Genomic DNA, 15,781 nt, shown 5'->3' with positions numbered 1-15,781 from the left:
CCCAATTGAATGGAAGTGGGAACGACACACCGACAGGAAATTATTAGAGCTTGATGCAAGTGGTGTCCTTCACGTTAAAGTGAATGTGCGATCGTACGTGGTCCGCCGATTTGGATTATGATCCCTTCCCCGACCACTCGGAAATAAACAGATCATTAAGGGTCTACTCTCGGAAACGGTTAGGGGATGTTTCTCGACATCTTCGTGGAAAAGTCGTCGCGATATGTGGAAGTAGCGGGGTAGTCTTATTGGGTAACAGAGAGAAGTATGGACAGAATGTACGACCGAATTCTACTCGCCACTGATGGAACCGTCTCATCGCAGAATGCCGAAAGGCACGCAATCGATCTTGCCAAGGAACACGCTGCAAACCTACACGTACTCTTTGTCGTCGATGAGAGTATCTACACGGCCTACAGCGGAGATGAGTACGTGAACGAAGCAGAAGGACCGGAACATGGACTCGAAGAACTCGGTGAAGAAACGATTGAGCAGGTCCGGTCGAGTGCGATGGATTCCGATGTGGAAACCAAGGAAGCGCTCAAACACGGCCACCCAGTTGAAACGATCCTCGATTATGGAGATCGCAACGATGTCGATATGGTTGTCCTCGGGACGAAACATCGACCAGCGGAATACCGGGCGATACTCGGAAGTGTAACAGAGCGCGTTCTCAGGCTTACCACTCGACCGACAATCGTTATAAAAACGGAAGTCGACGAATAAACAGATCCTTGAGAACCGGAGTAGAACTGCAATTAGTGAGGATATTAAGGGAAACAAGAAAAAAGTTATCACATCAGGGACTGTTTAATTCGGCCCATATATTCAGCATATCAATACAGATGGGGGAATATCAGAGGGAACCATCAGTAGATAGTTCACAACCAGTATTATCCATCCAGAGACCGTAATCACTGATATGGCTTCTGACGATTCACATCCACCCCGGGATTCCGATGACTGGGCCAATCCAGATCTCTGTGCGTTCTGTGGCGAGAATTTACGGGATGGTGGCGCTGGATTCATGGAACACATCGAGACAGCCGAAACCTGTAAGGCGAGGTTCGAAGATTGGCTGGAGAACATCAGCGATGACATGGGGAGTACTTGGACCGGCTGAAACGAGATCCACATGAGCCCGGATCAGCGGTGTTGAGTCGTAAAATGAAAATCGATTAGAAGACCACGACCAGGCTGTTCGTCTCTTCTTTGCCCCAGATGCAGTCTCCGAGTGTGGATCGGACGAGACCGTGTCCCTCCGTTGACGAGAGTGCCCACGAATGTCATCTATCCATCCACCATCATGAGTTGACCGGCCGGTGTGCCGTCCAGACCCATAACAATTCGAACGCCGTCACGCCGAGATGGTATTCTAAATATGCTCTTGAAAATAGTACGCTGCAAGTTCGACTCTACGACTAGGTCGGTGAAACTCAATTCCAACCAACCACTGCAAATCGCGCCATACAGATGGATATAGCTACCGGCACAACAGTCCATCATCTAAAAATCCGGCTCGATGGCGAGCCCGCTTTCGCTCAGCATCGGTCAATCGGTACGCTGGTAACTCATCTGCGAGTGACCCCAATTGCCTTCGTCGTTCTTGATGGCGTTCGAGGAAGTCGGCTATGTTTTCTGTTGCGATTTCCTTGAGTTCACCACTCAACAACGATCCATCACGATAGTCCTGGGCGAGTCCTTCCAGCCGCTCGTCATCCGCTTCGAAGAAATATGAGAGAAACTGGAACGACGTGTCTCTCTCCGGATCTCCACCCTGTTCTCGATGTTCGTCGATGGTGGACTGACCACCGGAATATGCGTGGGCCTGGATCTTCTCGAACACGGTCTCTCTGTCGTCGGAGAGAAGAATGCTGGGAGCGTCGTCTGAAGAGCTCATTTTGCCTGGCCCCGCGAGGCTCGGGAGGAATTTCGAGAGTAATGCGCTCGGTTTATTGACGTCGTATCGCTTTTTATCCGCAATATCTCGACAGATGCGGATATGGGGGTCTTGATCGACTGCGATCGGAACGAGCGTCGGATGACGTTCCTCAACGAGTTGCGGCAAGAGGAGGTGTGTCGCCTGCACCGCGGGATAGAATGACAAGCCGATGTTCGAAGGTTCTCCGTACGTCGCCTCGACAGTCGATTGGGTTACCGCCTTTGCGAATGCGGTTGCGAGGGGATACACCACGTCTCCATCCGCAGTGTCTACGATGATACGCGTCCGATCTGGATCAAATCCTACTGCGAGCAGTTCGAGTATATTCTCACGAGTGTGTTCGCCAATTGCTTCGAGGGACATGTCTTTGAGGAAGTATTTCTCGTCGTCGGATATTGGAATGTAGACGAGAGCGTTTGTCTGCTCTTGCAGGTGCTTGGCAAAGTAGAACGGGACGGCGTGACCAATATGCATTGGCCCTGATGGGCCGCGGCCCGTAACAATAGAGTGGGGTTTCCCTGCGTTGACAGCGGAGAGGAACCTGTTTATGTCGCGTTCTGCGTAGAATACGTTTCGATGGACTAGCGGATGGACTGGGTCGGGGAAGGCTGTGATCTGGTCGTCTGAGAGCTGGTCAGCCCCGAACTGTTCGAGGAGTTTCTCGTAGTCGATTTCTCCGTCGACGCTGTAGGGCGTGACGGTGAATTCGCTTTCTGGTGTCATTAGTGGGTGCGCGTTTGGAGGTCATGATGAGGGCGATGCGATCGAGAAAGCGAGTGAGCATCGTGGATGGGCCAATCGAGTGAGATCGACTGGCCGTACTCCGCGATACTGTCCACTTCCGGACCCTAACTACCGCCAGCGCCGTTCGTCGGTTTCGAGGGAAGTGGACACTACGTATAGGAGTGGGTGCGGAGCGGGTATATGTGTTGCTGCTCTCCTCAATCCATTGAATACGAAGTACCGGCGTACTGTACCTTCGAATTCTGATTAACCCTGCAACTCAGCAGAGATTCGACGTTCCGATTTTCAAAGTATATGCTTGGTCGATGAGGTAGTTTCGTGTGATTCCTCGGAGACAGCTATTTGGATGTCCCCCCGTTACCTTTTCACATGGGACTCCGCTACCCTCCTGAGCGAATTTCAGTACTTTACCCAAGAATATGAGCTCCCAACAAACACCCTCAGAGACAGAAGAAAAATCCAACACTGGCTCTTCATCACAGCAGCAGCGTCTCGATAAGAAACATGAACGAGCAAAAGAGCGAGAGGCACAAGCGGCCGCTGAAGCACAGTCTCCCGCCGATGAGGAGACAACTCTCCTGAAGGTCTTCCGGTACGATCCTGAAGTCGAAGCCAAGCAAGAACCCCGATTCGATGACTTCCATGTTCCCTACGAAAAGGGGATGACAGTCTTGGACGCACTCATCTACGCTCGTGACCACTTCGACTCTAGTCTCACATTCCGTCACTCGTGCCGGATGGCGGTGTGTGGAAGTGACGGACTATTCATCAACGGGAGCCAACGACTCGGCTGTCAAACGCAAATCTCCGATCTCGATGAGCCAGTTCGCGTCGAACCGCTCCCTCACGAACCAGTAATCAAGGACTTGGTAGTGGATATGGACCACTTCTTTGAGCGAATGGAGTCCGTTGAACCATATTTTCAGCCCGAGGATCTCCCAGACGGTGAACTCGAAGAACAGCATCAATCTCCCGAGAACCGAGAGAAGATCAAGATGGCCTCACGGTGTATTCAGTGTGGCTGTTGTACGTCGTCGTGTAATCCCTCACAGTTCGACGACGAGTACATCGGCCCCGCTGCCATCGTCAAGGGGTATCGGTTCTATATGGACGAACGCGAAGAGGAAGACGCGAAGGAACATCGGTTGGATCTACTCGATAAAGAACACGGGGTCTGGCAGTGTCATACGCAATTTTCGTGTACAGCTGTCTGTCCAAAGGACATCCCGATCACAGAAGAAATCCAGGAGATGAAGCGTGAATCAGTCAAACAGAACCTCAAATTCTGGTGATCGAGAACACTGGATTGCGGGGCTACTACACAGCGTAGTGGTCAAATCTTTCACTCACACTACCTGAAACGACAGCCCAGAACAAACTATGGAACCAATTGTTTCCCCTCCTCGTCGTAGATCGTGATTGCGTCTACCGGACAAACACGAGCGGCCATTTTCGCATCGAACTCCTCTCCCTTGGGAACGCCTCGTCTGTAGTGATCAGTCTCGAACTCATCACTTCCGACAAGCGTTGCTTTCCCCGCATCGCGATCTTCGACGAACTTCTCCCACTCGTGAACGCAGTTGAAGATTCCTGTGCAGGTATCGCGGTCGAATTCGACTTCCATTGTGTGGATATTGGTATGTTGTGCTTTGAATCGTCTGTTCCAGCGACTCGCTCTGTTCACCGGGGATATTGACTGTGGTCTTCTTGGTAGTTGCTTCCGGATCACCGTAGTAGTTTGCTCCTAGGTTGTTGTAGTACTGAATCTGGCTCTGATGGAATATTGGTAATTCGACACGTTCGGAGTTGGAATCTCCTCCCTCAGGGATAGTCACTATCTGTTAGAAGGATCCAGATCCTCTGTATCTAATAGCGTGAGATTTGTCCTGCTCTTTTTAAGCGTCCATCGAATACAGTAGATTGACAGAATATCAACAAGCATGACAGACAAAAATCCAGAGATAGCGGTCACGTTCAATCCACAGAAATGGGTCGATGGACCGTACCATCTAAATGACGGGGCAGATAAACAATTGAATCCTGCCGAAGATCGAGACCCAGTGACGTTCGTAGTGCCGTGGGAGGACGGGACTGACGAGGAGGGAACCGTTTTTCCTGACGAATCGTATGAAGCAAATCAGCTGCGGTCTCATCCTGCAGCCCCCAACTGGGTCCAAGACTGGGAAGGACCGTACTATGTCCGGACGAAACTGGTTGACGACGAGTAATTGACCCCAGACAATGGAGGCCGAGTGGATATAGATTTGCTGGCAGAGACGAAAAAATGCTTCGCCATTCCTGAATTGGGTGGATTCCGAACGACTATCTCTATTGACGTCTTGGGTTAATCATCTCCGCGGCGCATACACGTTCTATACTCGATTACGCACACCTGACCCTTTTGAAAACTAAAGATCAGTCGGTAGACGGATACTCCCGTATGAATCGTGTATTGATGAGATTCCTCTTTTCACGTTTGCTGAAGTCGGTGTTCGCGTTCGATGTCCCGCAATTGCGGGATCAATTCGGAATCTTCTGTTACGTGGATGATATAGCGGGGAACGTCCCTCGTTGTTCGTGCCATAAAGGGTTCTCCCCAGAAACTCAAGAGTGCGTCAGTCTGCTCGTTTTTCGTCCCGCGAAGAATGAACGAGACGTTCTCATCGAGTTCGCGCCAAACGGGTTCCTGTACCGTCTCAGCACCCCGACACTCCTTTACTTTGGGTTTGACCTGAGTATTCCAGCGCTTCCGCTCACTCTCGTCGAGGACGAACTGAATCGAGGACACATTTGGATTCTCGATCGGTGGACGAAGCAACGCATCGAATAAATTCTGGGGAACGAACATGAGGAGACAGACGTTGAACCAGATCATTTCTCCACGGGCACCCTGACCGAACTGCGTACTCCGAGATCTGAGCTCTCCTGGGCCGATGAGTTCGAGATCGGAGGCATCCATACCGGCGCGGATGTCTTCGACAGTGCGTTCGGTGTGGGCGAGGGACTCAGAGAGATTCTCCGTTTCCGATTCACGCCTGAGATGACTGATAAACAAGAACGCCATGAGAACGAGCGTGATCTGAAGAAGCACGGCTTCGTCCACGATGTGCAAGAAATGGAGTACCAGTGCGAGAACCGCTGCTAAGATACCCGCGACAGCTTCCCATTCGATTTCCTTAATTTGCCATCTCATAACGATAGTATCCCTGAAACAGGATTCTGGTTATAGGCATATTACTCTATTTAGTCTAGTGGCGAAGTCCACAGATACTCTCCGGTGCTTCAAACGAAATGTTCTAGTCTCACAGAAATTATGTACTCGGGTACTGGTCTACACTTCGGGCTCAACGCTCTGATCGTCAGCCATATACACGAGTTCGCCGGCCCGCTCGAGCCAGTCGACACCAAGTTTCACAGTCACGGGGACGAGTGCCGTCGTGAAGATTGCCATGAACACGAGAATCGAGAAGAGCTGTTGGGAGATGATTCCCATCGAAAGCCTGATCGAGACGATGATGATTTCAACCGTCCCTCGGCCGTTCATTCCGAGGACGATGACCAGTACCTCTTTGCTCGTCAGTTTCGTCGGGAGCGCGAACGCCCAAGACGATCTTCCCGAAGAATGCGAGGACCAGGACGAGCAACAAGAGACCGAGTTCTTTCGTGAACACGCCCAGCGTGAGTTCGAAGCCAACAGTGACGAAGAAAATCGGCGCGAACACGCCCATCGCGAGGTCGTACATGACCGTGTGCATATGCTCGTATATCTCCTTGTCGAGCCGTGCCTGCCGAAGGAACATCCCGACGACGAAGCCGCCGATAATCATGTGGAGGTCCGCTAGAGCTGCCAGATACGCGAATATTAATGCTACGATGAGTGCGACACTGAACGCGGAGGTTTTGTCGATGAATCCGTACCGGCGCATCAATCCTTCGAGCCGTTCCCAAACGACTGGGAGCACGCGGTCGCCGATGACGAGCGCAACCGCGAAGAACGCGAGCGCGCAGAGCATCACGGTGCCGATGCTCCAGGGGGTGACCTCGCCGCTCCCGATGAATCCGGTGACGCCCGCGAATACGACGAGAACACCCAGGCGAGGGACAACACGAGCAGCAGATTGATAATGTCGATGCCGGTGGCTTCGACCATGTGATTTTGAAATGGGTGAGCACGCCTTTGTATTCTCTTTTTATTTTGCACAAACCTTCTACCAACCGGTGAATCAACCATATATAATCCATACTATTAAATTCTGTATTTGAATTTAGAGTGAGAAAGTTCGATGTTACTCACCACTATTTTTAGAGCGGGTTTCGGAATTGCCCGAACCATGTTCGAGCCCGGTACGGATCACCGGTCCGTTGTTTGAGCGCAAAGAAGAGAGCTTCAACACTGACTGCCAGTGATTGATGTCATCGTCATGGCGAGCTCCGTGCGTTATATCAAGCTTGTCCGATTTGTATAGTGACGCCTAGCCAAATGGCGGTCAAGGCTAATCGTATCAATAGCCTGTACGTCTCAGGATCGTGAGGCATATCGAGGAGTCGCCGGTCTGGCAGATCGAGATATTCGCGGAGACCGTTGATCGCTACAATTACCCAGTCAGCGTAGCCGCCGTATCCCTTCTTGGCCGCTGGTGTAGGATCTCCAGAGATAGCGCATTGAATCAGAGTTATAAGGTGATCTGTGAAGCGCGTAAAAGGAAGGGCATACTATTTAGACAGACTCAGAGGTCAGTTCGTTCACCAGAGCGACTCGTTCTCTACAATATTTAACTTCTACTATGGGTTTCTTGATTGGCTTTTGGCTCAGCTTCAGATGCGTCTGCCCGCCACGAGAGAACGACGACAGTTAGATATAACCCGCCCAACAACCGCGCTGCTGGTTTGATCCACGGCTTCATTTCGAGATCTTCAGTGTTCTCGTAGACAAATTCTTGGCTAAGCTGGATAATTGGACGTGGCACGAGTGCAAGCAGAATCCCAGCGACGGCGAGTAATCCACTGACAATTGTTGAGCCGCTCTCACCCCGGCCGCGGACGAGCAGCCAGACGAATTCATTCCCTCGAGACGAGCTCCCCAGAGCGCCCATGGACGCAATTGTGCCTCATCGGAATTCTCGAGGCCGATCCATTCGCACATGTCGATGATCGGTTTCGGTTTTGCGATCTCGAACAGGCCGAACGCGATCAATAGTTTGCGAAGCATAGTCGTGATACGACTTCAGTTGACAAAAAGACTGACTCCGCTGTTGAAAGTTATCTTATTAGTGTACAGACGTTGAAGCTCAGACACAGACAGATACCAAGGATCGATTTGTACGTTCATTGAAAGGTATTATCAGATCATCACGGGGTAGGATGCTACCCAGAGCTTCAGCCATCAGATCTTCGGGAGCAGAATCAATCAGGTGCTCGGGGTCTGCAAACTGTCGACAAGCGACTGAACGGCCGCTGGTCGCCCATTATGGTCTTCCGGCCGCGGTCCGACCTTCTCTCAACCGTAACTGTCGTTGAATGTGTCACTGACCGTTTTCCGTCCCACCAGTCTAACTCCCGATCCGATGACGCAGATCGCAACGATTGTCCACATGTATCGACTCGCGCCGCGGGTCAAGGGATTCCGTCTCCGAGCCCCTGGCACCGAACTCGAATTCGATCCCGGATAACACACTACAGTCCGGTTCGAGGCCGATGTCAAGGAGGTTGTCCGCCCTACAGCCCAACGACTCTTCCCGGCACCGACGAGTTCGCACTGGCAATCAAGTGGTACGACGACGGCCTCGCATCCTCGTACATGCACACCCGCTCGCCGGGCGACGAGATCGAAATCGGCGAATACGAGGAAGGCATCTCCCTCAAGGATCCAGACTGCGATATCGTCCTGGTCGCGAGTGGCACCGGTCTCACGCCACTGCTTGCAATTTTCAGGCAGTATGCAGGGTTCGGAAGTGGTGACGCCATCTTGTCTTCGGCGAGCGGACAACCGACTCAATCTTCCATCGGAAGCACGCTCGAGAAACTGGCAGCCATGCACGACAACGTCGAGGTGACCTTCACGCTGTTTGACCCCGAGTGGGACTGATTCGGCCGAACCGGCTACGTTCAGGAGTACCCTGAGTTTCTCTTCGAGGTACGGGACTTCTACGTCTGCGGCATCCCGGGAATGGTCGTCGAGACGGAAGACGAACTCCGCGACCTCGGCGTACCCGAGGAGTAGATCTACAGCGAAGGGTGGGAGGACGACGCGGTCACTGATAAGTCGTGAACTGGATGGCTCAGACTGCTACACTCCGTTTAACGACCGGTGTCGGTCGTCTCGCTCAAGTCCGTTCCGGGGATCGCCGAACGAATAGCACCGTCGGTTGCGATTTCATCCCATAGATAAACGGAACCAGATCGAAAACGGCCGAACATGGGCGAGGAAAACTTCGGCCTCACGGAAGCCGTCTCGATGGCGCTCGGCGGCATGATCGGGGGCGGGATCTACGCCGTCCTCGGCGTCGTGACCCAGATCACGCGGGCCGCAACGTGGTTCGCGTTCCTGCTGGCCGGAGTCTTCGCAATTTGTTCGGCGTACTCCTACATCAAGTTGAACGAACTGGCCGTCGGCGACGACGCTGCCAACAACGCCGGCGGCTCGGTGACGTTCGTCCAGTCGTTCACCGGTAACTCGACGCTCGCTGGAATGATCGGCTGGACGCTGCTGTTCGGATACGTCGGATCAATGGCGATGTACGCTTTCGCGTTCGCGGAGTTCTCCATCTCGCTTCCCGGAGTTCCTCCGTCGGTCGGCGGATTTCCGCTGCGACCGATCATCTCCGTCCTCGTGGTCGCCGGGTTTGTGGGCCTGAACCTGCTCGGCGCCCAAGCGACCGGGTCGGCGGAGAACGTCCTCACCTCAGCGAAGGTCCTCGTTCTCGTCGTCTTCGGCCTCGCGGGGATCGCCTACGCCCTCTCGGTCTCGTCCGAGCCGATCGCGGTCGGCACGTCCGAACTCGCGTCGTTTGATCCCGTCATGGCGGCCGCCGTCTCGTTCGTCGCCTTCCAGGGATGGCAGTTACTGTTCTACGATCAGGAGAGCATCACCGACCCGCTTGAGACGATCCCGAAGGCAATCTACGTCTCGGTCCCGGTGGCGGTGTCGATTTACATGCTCGTGGCGGTGGTGACGTACAATCTCGCACCACAAGCCGTTCGAAACAGTCCCCACACTGCGCTGGTTGAGGCTGCCTCGGCAATCGGCGGCGCAGCCGGGCTTGCGAGCGCTGCAGCGATCGTTATCTCGTTGTCGGCGCTATTCTCGACAGGGAGCGCGATCAACGCGACGTTGTTCTCGACGGGCTACTTCGCCAAGGGAATGTTGTCCGACGATCTGCTACCCGACCGGACGGGCGACTCGAGCGAGAGTGGAGTGCCCGAACGTACCCTACTGATTCTTGGGGTCGTGACGGCGGCGTTCACCGCCTACGGGAGCCTCTCTGCGATCACCGCGTTCGCGTCACTTTCGTTCATCGTAGTCTTCGGCACGATGAGCGCACTTGCCTTCACCCAGCGCGATGCCGAGCGGATAACTGCGACGTGGCCGGCTGTCGGCGTGATCGGCGGCGGACTCTCGTTCGTCCTCATGTTCTATCACCTCTACACCGCCGAACGCGGGACGTTCTACGCCGTCCTTCTCCTCGCCCTCGCGATATTCGCCGTGGAGTTGCTCTACTTCGAGCGTGACGTCATCGAGGAGGAGATCCCGTACGTCACCCGCGATTCCGAAACGACTGCCGATTGACCGTGACTCAGAGAGCGCGCCGCATCAGAGATAGGCGAGTGTTCGCTCGAGATCGACAATGAGGTCGTCAACGTACTCGATACCGACAGGAATACAGACGAGTGAATCAGGAATCCCGGCCACTTCTCGCTCTGCATCGGAAAGATACGGGGCGGACATCGTCGCCGGATGGTCAACGACCGATTCGGTTCCGCCGAGACTCACGGCAAGCGTGAGCGTCTCCAGTTCCTTGAGGACGGCCCGCGTCTCGGTACCCCTCGCGTCTAACTTGAACGAGACAATCCCGCCGAATCGGTCCATCTGCTCGCGAGCGAGGTCGTGTTAGGGATGGTGCTCCAACCCGGAATAGTTGACCTGTGCCGTCGCAGAATGATCGTCGGGCTACTGCGCAATTTTGGCAGCGTTCGACGCGTGACGATCTCGTGTTCAAACGGGCGTTGGAAGTACGGCGTCACGAACGTGTATCGACGACGTACGTCGCGTCGACGGTCGCTGTAATCTCGCCCACAGCAGTGAGGTCGTAGAGTTACAGTAACGGATTCGTCGGCGATTCCATATAGATCAGAGACGTCTCGTCAGTGACCGCCGCTTCGACGGTTGCGGTCTCTGTTGCGTCCACGTACTCGACGGTGACGTCGAGTGAATCGACGAGGAGATCCTCGAAGAGCAACCGCGTTCCACCATAGATCCCATCGAAAGCGACGACGTGGTCACGGGCCTCGACGACTGACAGGCAGGTCGCTGCCATCGCGGCCCATTCGGATCTGGAGCAAGAGCAGTTGCGAATATATCAGTGAGTATTGGAGCAGCCTTCATGTAATGGTGAGGCTGGAGTAGGCAAATATCCCTGGGAATGAGGTCTGAGAGTACGTGGTCAAGTTGGCTATAATACTGTACAGTCTAGGTCTATAATTCCTCCTCAATGATGTGGTAGCGATACGATCCACTATACCCTCGGGACCACTTTTCCAAATATGGGCGACTTTCGCAGAACATCCCGAACAACTCGAGCGTGAACCGTTCATCAATATCGGGTTTGACACCTCTGTAGAGATCCCGTGACTTAACATACGGTCCGCGGGTCGGATGGTCGAGGTACTCGCCATGTAAGTGAGATCTGACAATCTTGTCAGTAGCATCGAGATTGAAATTCCGCAGTATGGCCGGTATTTCGCACATTTTCTATGCATTCACGCTTAATCGAGCAGGTTTTTCTCCTCTGACCGCCAGAATATTCCGTCATTGGAATGTAGAATCTGTGTGATATTGAGAACCAGTACAAAGCCCGCCACTAGCACCAAGCCAAGCCGTAGGAAGAAAATGGTGGCTCTTGTCTGCCAGTTAGTGACTCTCCATTGAGGAACTCAATGACTCTCATCATCTAACCAAATGTATTGTTTGCTGATTGAGACTGAGGATGGTTCCCAAATGGCAGGAAACACCCTCAAGCTGAAGGTTTCATCACCCGATATAGAACGGGGTGTTCTACAGTGAGCTTTTGTGGCTGGCATAACAAGATGGAAGTATGCCTCACGACCAGGATGTCGAAGGCGATACGGCGGAAATACCCTCCAAGTTCGAGTGCCTGCAATGTGGGAATCTCGTTACAGCCGAAACCCACCCCGGAGAATGTCCTAACTGTGGCGGTGAGTTCCAGAACCGGGCAAAATCCCTCGAGTAACTGGACTATCGATGCTATTTGAGAAGGGTGGTACAAAGTGGCCATCCTTTTGGTAGAATAATTACGATTCGCGCCTCTCGTAGCAGGCCAGAGGCTTTCCAATGGTACGGGGCATGCAGACGTGTTGTTTAGCTGAATTGAGGCGCTAAGCCCCCTTCCTCAGCGAGCGCCGAAGGCGCGAGCAGGGAGGGGATACAGCGCCGCTCGTGTTTCTTGGACTGTTCTACAGCAGGCTCACAGGCCCACGTAATCGGTAATGTTTTACATATAGCGTGCATTGCGTGCATACGGTGAAACGGAAGACTATCACCATTCGGGAGGACCAAGACGAGTGGATCGAGGAGCAGCACCTCAACCTCTCGTCGTTCGTCCAAGAGAAACTCGACGAACTCATCGAGGAACGTGAGAACTGATGTACTACGCCTACAAGTATCGCCTCGAGCCGTCCGATGCCCAACGCGAGGAGTTGGACCGCCACCGTGATATCTGTAGGCAACTGTACAATCACACCCGCTACCGCCTCAACAAATACCGAGAGAACCACGGTGAACTGCCGTCCATGACCACGCTTCGGTCGGAGCTTCCCGATCTCAAGCAGTGGTGGGATGGTCTCTCGGACGTGTACTCAAAGGTTCTCCAGACCGTCGTCGAACGGCTGTTCGACAACCTCAGTAGTCTTTCTGCGCTCAAGCAGAACGGCTACGGCGTCGGCCAACTCAAGTGGAAGCCGCCGCGCGAGTTCCGCAGTTTCACATACAATCAGTCTGGCTTCAAGTTTGACAAGAAGGGCGGTCAGACTGTGCTATCACTCTCGAAACTCGCGGACATTCCGATCCGAGTCCACCGGGAGATCCCCGACGACGCCGCACTCAAGCAGGTCACACTCAAGAAGGAACCGACGGGCGAGTGGCTCGCCACGTTCGGTGTCGAAGTCGACCGAGAGCCACCGCAAAAGCCCGACCGGCCGAAGAACGTCGTCGGTATCGACGTGGGCATCCTGAAGTACGCCCACGACACCGACGGCCACGCGATCGAATCGGCTGACCTCTCGGACGAGTGCGAACGGGTCGAGCGAGAGCAACGGAAGCTCTCGCGGAAGCAACACGGGTCGAACAACTACGAGAAGCAACGCCGTCGAGTGGCCGGGTGTCACGCCGACCTGAAGAACAAGCGCCGCGACTTCCTTCACAAACTCTCGAACTACTACGCTCGAGAGTACGATCTCGTCGCGGTCGAAGACCTTGACGCGAAAGGTCTTGTCGAACTCGACGGCAACTCTCGGAACCGCGCCGGAGCAGCGTGGGGAACGTTCCTTCGAATGCTCGAGTACAAGTGCGAACGCGAAGGCACGCACTTCGTGGCTGTCGATCCGGCCGGAACGACCAAAGAGTGTGCAGCGTGCGGTGTCTCGACCGACAAACCGTTGTGGGTCCGCGAACACTCCTGTCCCTCCTGTGGCTTCACCGCTGACAGGGACTGGAACGCAGCGTGGAACATTCTTTCTCGCGGTATCAAGCAGTTAGGAGCGGGATGCTCCGAATCAACGCCTGTGGAGACTGCGCTCCCTACGGGAACCACTTCGGTTCCTGCAAAGCGCGTCGTTGAAGCAGGAAGCCCCACCCTCAAGCGCGAGCCGTCAGGCAAGCGGTAGGGTGGGGGAGTTCACTGACTGTTACATTTCGGGATCGGACGAGAGAGACAGAACCGCTCAAGCGTCTGGATTGTATCGATAAACTCGCCTAGATCGGCCAGCTTCGTCAGATAGGCATTGGCGTGGAGATCGTACAATTGACCCTGCGGTCCGTTTCGAGCGCAATCAATTCGTCCAATCCGGCTTGGAACTCGTCCGTGAGCTCATAGTTAGTGGTGCGGAACGAATCGTTGTTCCACGCTGCGTTCGGGGATTTGACTGTCTCGGTGTCCCTGTACCTGCCTAGGTCAGCGAGGTATTCGTGCGAAATATCGCGTTCCGGAAGCCGTTCCACCAATCGGTCGCGGTTAAACTGTGGATTAGTCCGCGAGCAAGGAAAACTTCGGACGTCGCTGAGGAGTGCGATTCCGTATTACTCAAGTCCGTTAGGAGTTCGTCGAACGATCTCGTCGAGTGACCGAGAGTGAAATCGTGACATGGGCGTGGTACCGTTTCAGGGATAACAGGTGTAGTGAGGCGACGTGATTCTCGGCTCAAGCGGTCACCGTTACGCTCGACATTCGAGTGAGTGAGCTCGTGTCGTTCCGAATCATGCTTTCATCGTGCAAGCGAATGTGTAGTGATGCTAAGCGGTGACCGGGATTCTCCGCAGTTGAATTCGGACCACTTCGTCGGCCGACGGCCAGCGGCAGGTAAAGCGATTACGAGGGTGAACTCCTCCCGACCGTCCAGAACGTACTCTGGATTGCCTTTCCGAGGAAGTACCCGACGAAGGACCATAACACACCGCCCTCCGCTCCGTGAATCGCGAAACCGATAACGATACCGAGGATACAGAGTCCGTACGGAAGATAGCGTATTGTGCCCGATACCGATAGCATACTCTCTCCGAGCACGTACGGCGAAGAAAGCATTTGTCCGAACATCTTCACCCGGCAGTTCACACTCGGTACTGTCGTTTTCTCGGTCCGTTTTTAGGCAAGTATCTAGACGAGTACTACAGGGATGATTCGAACGCTCACTTCGAGACCGACGACTCATCGGTGACCGCGTCGTCTTCCCACCCTTCGCTGTGGATCCGGTCCTCGGGTGCGCCGATGTCGCGGAGTTCGTCTTTCGTCTCGACGACCATTCCCGGGACGCCGCAGACGTAGAAGTCCCGCGCCTCGACCACCAATGCCAATCAGAACAGAGCACACCTGCACCGACTGTACCGAGACGTTCGAAACTCGCGATAACTACCTCGCCCGGAACGACATTTGTTCGGACTGCTTCGAGTTTCCCGACATGCTCCACGACGAGACGCTCAATGAGGTGGCAACGGTCTACTTCGCTGCGTCAATTGATGTCGGGATGCACGAAGACTATCACGCGGCGTACTTCCGCGTAGCCGCCTACTCCGAAGCTGACGCCCGGTTTTTCGTCCGTACCTACCAGCTACTCGAGGGCAACACACTTGTCAGTCAGGACCATCGGCCGACAGTGGCACTGACGGCACTCCCACCGACGGATCCATACAACGGTTACGCCGTCACGAAACTCGATTCGAGAAACGCTGATGACGATTATATCGAGCAAACCCACGGCGACTGTCCGACCACGATGGGCAAACTCCCTCAATCGGTATGAACGAGTTTGATCCAACCACATACACGGACTCGTCCCAACTCGACTTCCTCTGCGTATTCCCTCAGCGTTCACGGCAGCAGTGGCGTGGGATCTCTTCGGGGACATGTCGAGTAATACCGTCTTCGTCGCAATCGGCACTCTCGCTGTCGGACTCAAGTCAATGATAATTATCGCAACGCTATCCAACATATACCACAGTCGACATTCTGACAATAGAGGGGCAGGATGAGGGACGCACTCATCTCACCGACTCCCGAAACGGTCGCCCACAAACTCGAGGACGAGATTCCCACCCATCACGACTACTGCTTCTGGGAGGTCCGGGAACACCACGACAGACCGAACCCG

The 15,781-nt window shown here is 54.1% G+C and carries 17 protein-coding genes and 3 pseudogenes; 10 read left to right on the top strand and 10 right to left on the bottom strand.

Going from position 1 to position 15,781, the window contains the following annotated elements; translation table 11 throughout:
- The first annotated feature begins 276 nt into the window (after positions 1 to 276).
- Both LDH74_RS23735 and LDH74_RS23730 read left to right on the top strand, forming a co-directional pair.
- A complete protein-coding gene (locus tag LDH74_RS23735; protein ID WP_226042923.1) occupies positions 277 to 726 on the top strand; it encodes a universal stress protein in 450 nt (149 codons plus the stop codon).
- A gap of 196 nt (positions 727 to 922) precedes the next feature.
- A complete protein-coding gene (locus tag LDH74_RS23730) occupies positions 923 to 1,123 on the top strand; it encodes a hypothetical protein (RefSeq protein WP_226042922.1) in 201 nt (66 codons plus the stop codon).
- Between the two features lie 360 nt (positions 1,124 to 1,483).
- Here LDH74_RS23730 and LDH74_RS23725 read toward each other — a convergent pair whose 3' ends face one another.
- Positions 1,484 to 2,665 carry a tryptophan--tRNA ligase gene (locus tag LDH74_RS23725; RefSeq protein ID WP_226042921.1) on the bottom strand — a complete coding sequence of 394 codons (1,182 nt, stop codon included), beginning with the start codon at positions 2,663 to 2,665 and terminating at the stop codon, positions 1,484 to 1,486.
- Positions 2,666 to 3,105: 440 nt separating this feature from the next.
- Between LDH74_RS23725 and LDH74_RS23720 the strand changes: the two genes are divergently transcribed.
- Positions 3,106 to 3,978 carry a succinate dehydrogenase/fumarate reductase iron-sulfur subunit gene (locus LDH74_RS23720; RefSeq protein WP_226042920.1) on the top strand — a complete coding sequence of 291 codons (873 nt, stop codon included), beginning with the start codon at positions 3,106 to 3,108 and terminating at the stop codon, positions 3,976 to 3,978.
- Between the two features lie 86 nt (positions 3,979 to 4,064).
- On the opposite strand, the gene LDH74_RS23715 is transcribed toward LDH74_RS23720, so the two are convergent.
- Complete coding sequence (locus tag LDH74_RS23715; protein ID WP_226042919.1) at positions 4,065 to 4,310, bottom strand: ferredoxin; 246 nt, start codon at positions 4,308 to 4,310, stop codon at positions 4,065 to 4,067.
- 316 nt (positions 4,311 to 4,626) lie between these two features.
- On the opposite strand from LDH74_RS23715, the gene LDH74_RS23710 reads away from it, so the two are divergent.
- Positions 4,627 to 4,914, top strand: a complete 288-nt coding sequence (locus LDH74_RS23710) for a hypothetical protein (RefSeq protein ID WP_226042918.1) — start codon at positions 4,627 to 4,629, stop codon at positions 4,912 to 4,914.
- A 242-nt stretch (positions 4,915 to 5,156) separates the two neighbouring features.
- Here the strand turns inward: LDH74_RS23710 and LDH74_RS23705 are convergent, their stop codons facing one another.
- The 5 genes and pseudogenes from LDH74_RS23705 to LDH74_RS23690 form a co-directional block, all read right to left on the bottom strand.
- A complete protein-coding gene (locus tag LDH74_RS23705; protein WP_226042917.1) occupies positions 5,157 to 5,789 on the bottom strand; it encodes a hypothetical protein in 633 nt (210 codons plus the stop codon).
- Positions 5,790 to 6,017: 228 nt separating this feature from the next.
- Positions 6,018 to 6,230 (bottom strand): hypothetical protein, encoded by a 213-nt coding sequence (locus tag LDH74_RS26580; protein WP_345778575.1) that lies wholly within the window; start codon positions 6,228 to 6,230, stop codon positions 6,018 to 6,020.
- Complete coding sequence (locus tag LDH74_RS23700) at positions 6,208 to 6,741, bottom strand: cation:proton antiporter (protein WP_345778580.1); 534 nt, start codon at positions 6,739 to 6,741, stop codon at positions 6,208 to 6,210. Before LDH74_RS23700 ends, LDH74_RS26580 begins: the two co-directional genes overlap by 23 nt.
- 481 nt (positions 6,742 to 7,222) lie before the next feature.
- A pseudogene (locus LDH74_RS23695) lies at positions 7,223 to 7,363 on the bottom strand (IS5/IS1182 family transposase); the annotation flags it as partial.
- A 95-nt stretch (positions 7,364 to 7,458) separates the two neighbouring features.
- Positions 7,459 to 7,895: pseudogene (locus LDH74_RS23690) on the bottom strand (hypothetical protein).
- A gap of 588 nt (positions 7,896 to 8,483) precedes the next feature.
- On the opposite strand from LDH74_RS23690, the gene LDH74_RS23685 reads away from it, so the two are divergent.
- On the top strand, positions 8,484 to 8,771 hold the full coding sequence (locus LDH74_RS23685; protein WP_226042916.1) for a hypothetical protein: 288 nt from the start codon (positions 8,484 to 8,486) through the stop codon (positions 8,769 to 8,771).
- Between the two features lie 330 nt (positions 8,772 to 9,101).
- Entirely contained in the window at positions 9,102 to 10,472 is a 1,371-nt protein-coding gene (locus LDH74_RS23680; protein WP_226042915.1) for an APC family permease, read from the top strand.
- Positions 10,473 to 10,496: 24 nt separating this feature from the next.
- Here the strand turns inward: LDH74_RS23680 and LDH74_RS23675 are convergent.
- Both LDH74_RS23675 and LDH74_RS23670 read right to left on the bottom strand, forming a co-directional pair.
- Positions 10,497 to 10,781: pseudogene (locus tag LDH74_RS23675) on the bottom strand (PLP-dependent transferase); the annotation flags it as partial.
- Positions 10,782 to 10,998: 217 nt separating this feature from the next.
- Positions 10,999 to 11,259 carry a PLP-dependent transferase gene (locus LDH74_RS23670; RefSeq protein ID WP_226043162.1) on the bottom strand — a complete coding sequence of 87 codons (261 nt, stop codon included), beginning with the start codon at positions 11,257 to 11,259 and terminating at the stop codon, positions 10,999 to 11,001.
- A 738-nt stretch (positions 11,260 to 11,997) separates the two neighbouring features.
- Between LDH74_RS23670 and LDH74_RS23665 the strand changes: the two genes are divergently transcribed.
- From LDH74_RS23665 to LDH74_RS23660, 3 genes are all read left to right on the top strand, one after another.
- Positions 11,998 to 12,153, top strand: coding sequence for a rubrerythrin-like domain-containing protein (locus LDH74_RS23665; protein ID WP_226042913.1), 156 nt, complete (start codon positions 11,998 to 12,000; stop codon positions 12,151 to 12,153).
- A gap of 290 nt (positions 12,154 to 12,443) precedes the next feature.
- Positions 12,444 to 12,566: a hypothetical protein gene (locus LDH74_RS26575; RefSeq protein ID WP_255681021.1), complete on the top strand. Its 123-nt coding sequence runs from the start codon at positions 12,444 to 12,446 to the stop codon at positions 12,564 to 12,566.
- Complete coding sequence (locus tag LDH74_RS23660; protein ID WP_226042912.1) at positions 12,566 to 13,804, top strand: transposase; 1,239 nt, start codon at positions 12,566 to 12,568, stop codon at positions 13,802 to 13,804. Before LDH74_RS26575 ends, LDH74_RS23660 begins: the two co-directional genes overlap by 1 nt.
- Positions 13,805 to 14,822: 1,018 nt before the next feature.
- On the opposite strand, the gene LDH74_RS23650 is transcribed toward LDH74_RS23660, so the two are convergent.
- A complete protein-coding gene (locus LDH74_RS23650; protein ID WP_226042911.1) occupies positions 14,823 to 14,978 on the bottom strand; it encodes a hypothetical protein in 156 nt (51 codons plus the stop codon).
- A 2-nt stretch (positions 14,979 to 14,980) separates the two neighbouring features.
- Here LDH74_RS23650 and LDH74_RS23645 point away from each other — a divergent pair, with 2 nt between their 5' ends.
- The gene (locus LDH74_RS23645; RefSeq protein WP_226042910.1) at positions 14,981 to 15,433 is read left to right on the top strand and encodes a hypothetical protein; all 453 of its coding nucleotides are present in this window, start codon (positions 14,981 to 14,983) and stop codon (positions 15,431 to 15,433) included.
- Positions 15,434 to 15,781: the final 348 nt, after the last annotated feature.

The sequence above is a fragment of the Natrinema sp. DC36 genome, from assembly GCF_020405225.1.
Classification (GTDB): Archaea; Halobacteriota; Halobacteria; order Halobacteriales; family Natrialbaceae; genus Natrinema.
This window is presented reverse-complemented; position numbering and strand designations above follow the sequence as displayed.

Coding starts and splice junctions, on each gene's coding strand:
- LDH74_RS23735 (WP_226042923.1), top strand. CDS start 277: ATGTACGACCGAATTCTACTCGCCACTGATGGAACCGTCTCATCGCAG.
- LDH74_RS23730 (WP_226042922.1), top strand. CDS start 923: ATGGCTTCTGACGATTCACATCCACCCCGGGATTCCGATGACTGGGCC.
- LDH74_RS23725 (WP_226042921.1), bottom strand. CDS start 2,665: ATGACACCAGAAAGCGAATTCACCGTCACGCCCTACAGCGTCGACGGA.
- LDH74_RS23720 (WP_226042920.1), top strand. CDS start 3,106: ATGAGCTCCCAACAAACACCCTCAGAGACAGAAGAAAAATCCAACACT.
- LDH74_RS23715 (WP_226042919.1), bottom strand. CDS start 4,310: ATGGAAGTCGAATTCGACCGCGATACCTGCACAGGAATCTTCAACTGC.
- LDH74_RS23710 (WP_226042918.1), top strand. CDS start 4,627: ATGACAGACAAAAATCCAGAGATAGCGGTCACGTTCAATCCACAGAAA.
- LDH74_RS26580 (WP_345778575.1), bottom strand. CDS start 6,230: ATGAACGGCCGAGGGACGGTTGAAATCATCATCGTCTCGATCAGGCTT.
- LDH74_RS23685 (WP_226042916.1), top strand. CDS start 8,484: ATGCACACCCGCTCGCCGGGCGACGAGATCGAAATCGGCGAATACGAG.
- LDH74_RS23680 (WP_226042915.1), top strand. CDS start 9,102: ATGGGCGAGGAAAACTTCGGCCTCACGGAAGCCGTCTCGATGGCGCTC.
- LDH74_RS23665 (WP_226042913.1), top strand. CDS start 11,998: ATGCCTCACGACCAGGATGTCGAAGGCGATACGGCGGAAATACCCTCC.
- LDH74_RS23660 (WP_226042912.1), top strand. CDS start 12,566: ATGTACTACGCCTACAAGTATCGCCTCGAGCCGTCCGATGCCCAACGC.
- LDH74_RS23645 (WP_226042910.1), top strand. CDS start 14,981: ATGCCAATCAGAACAGAGCACACCTGCACCGACTGTACCGAGACGTTC.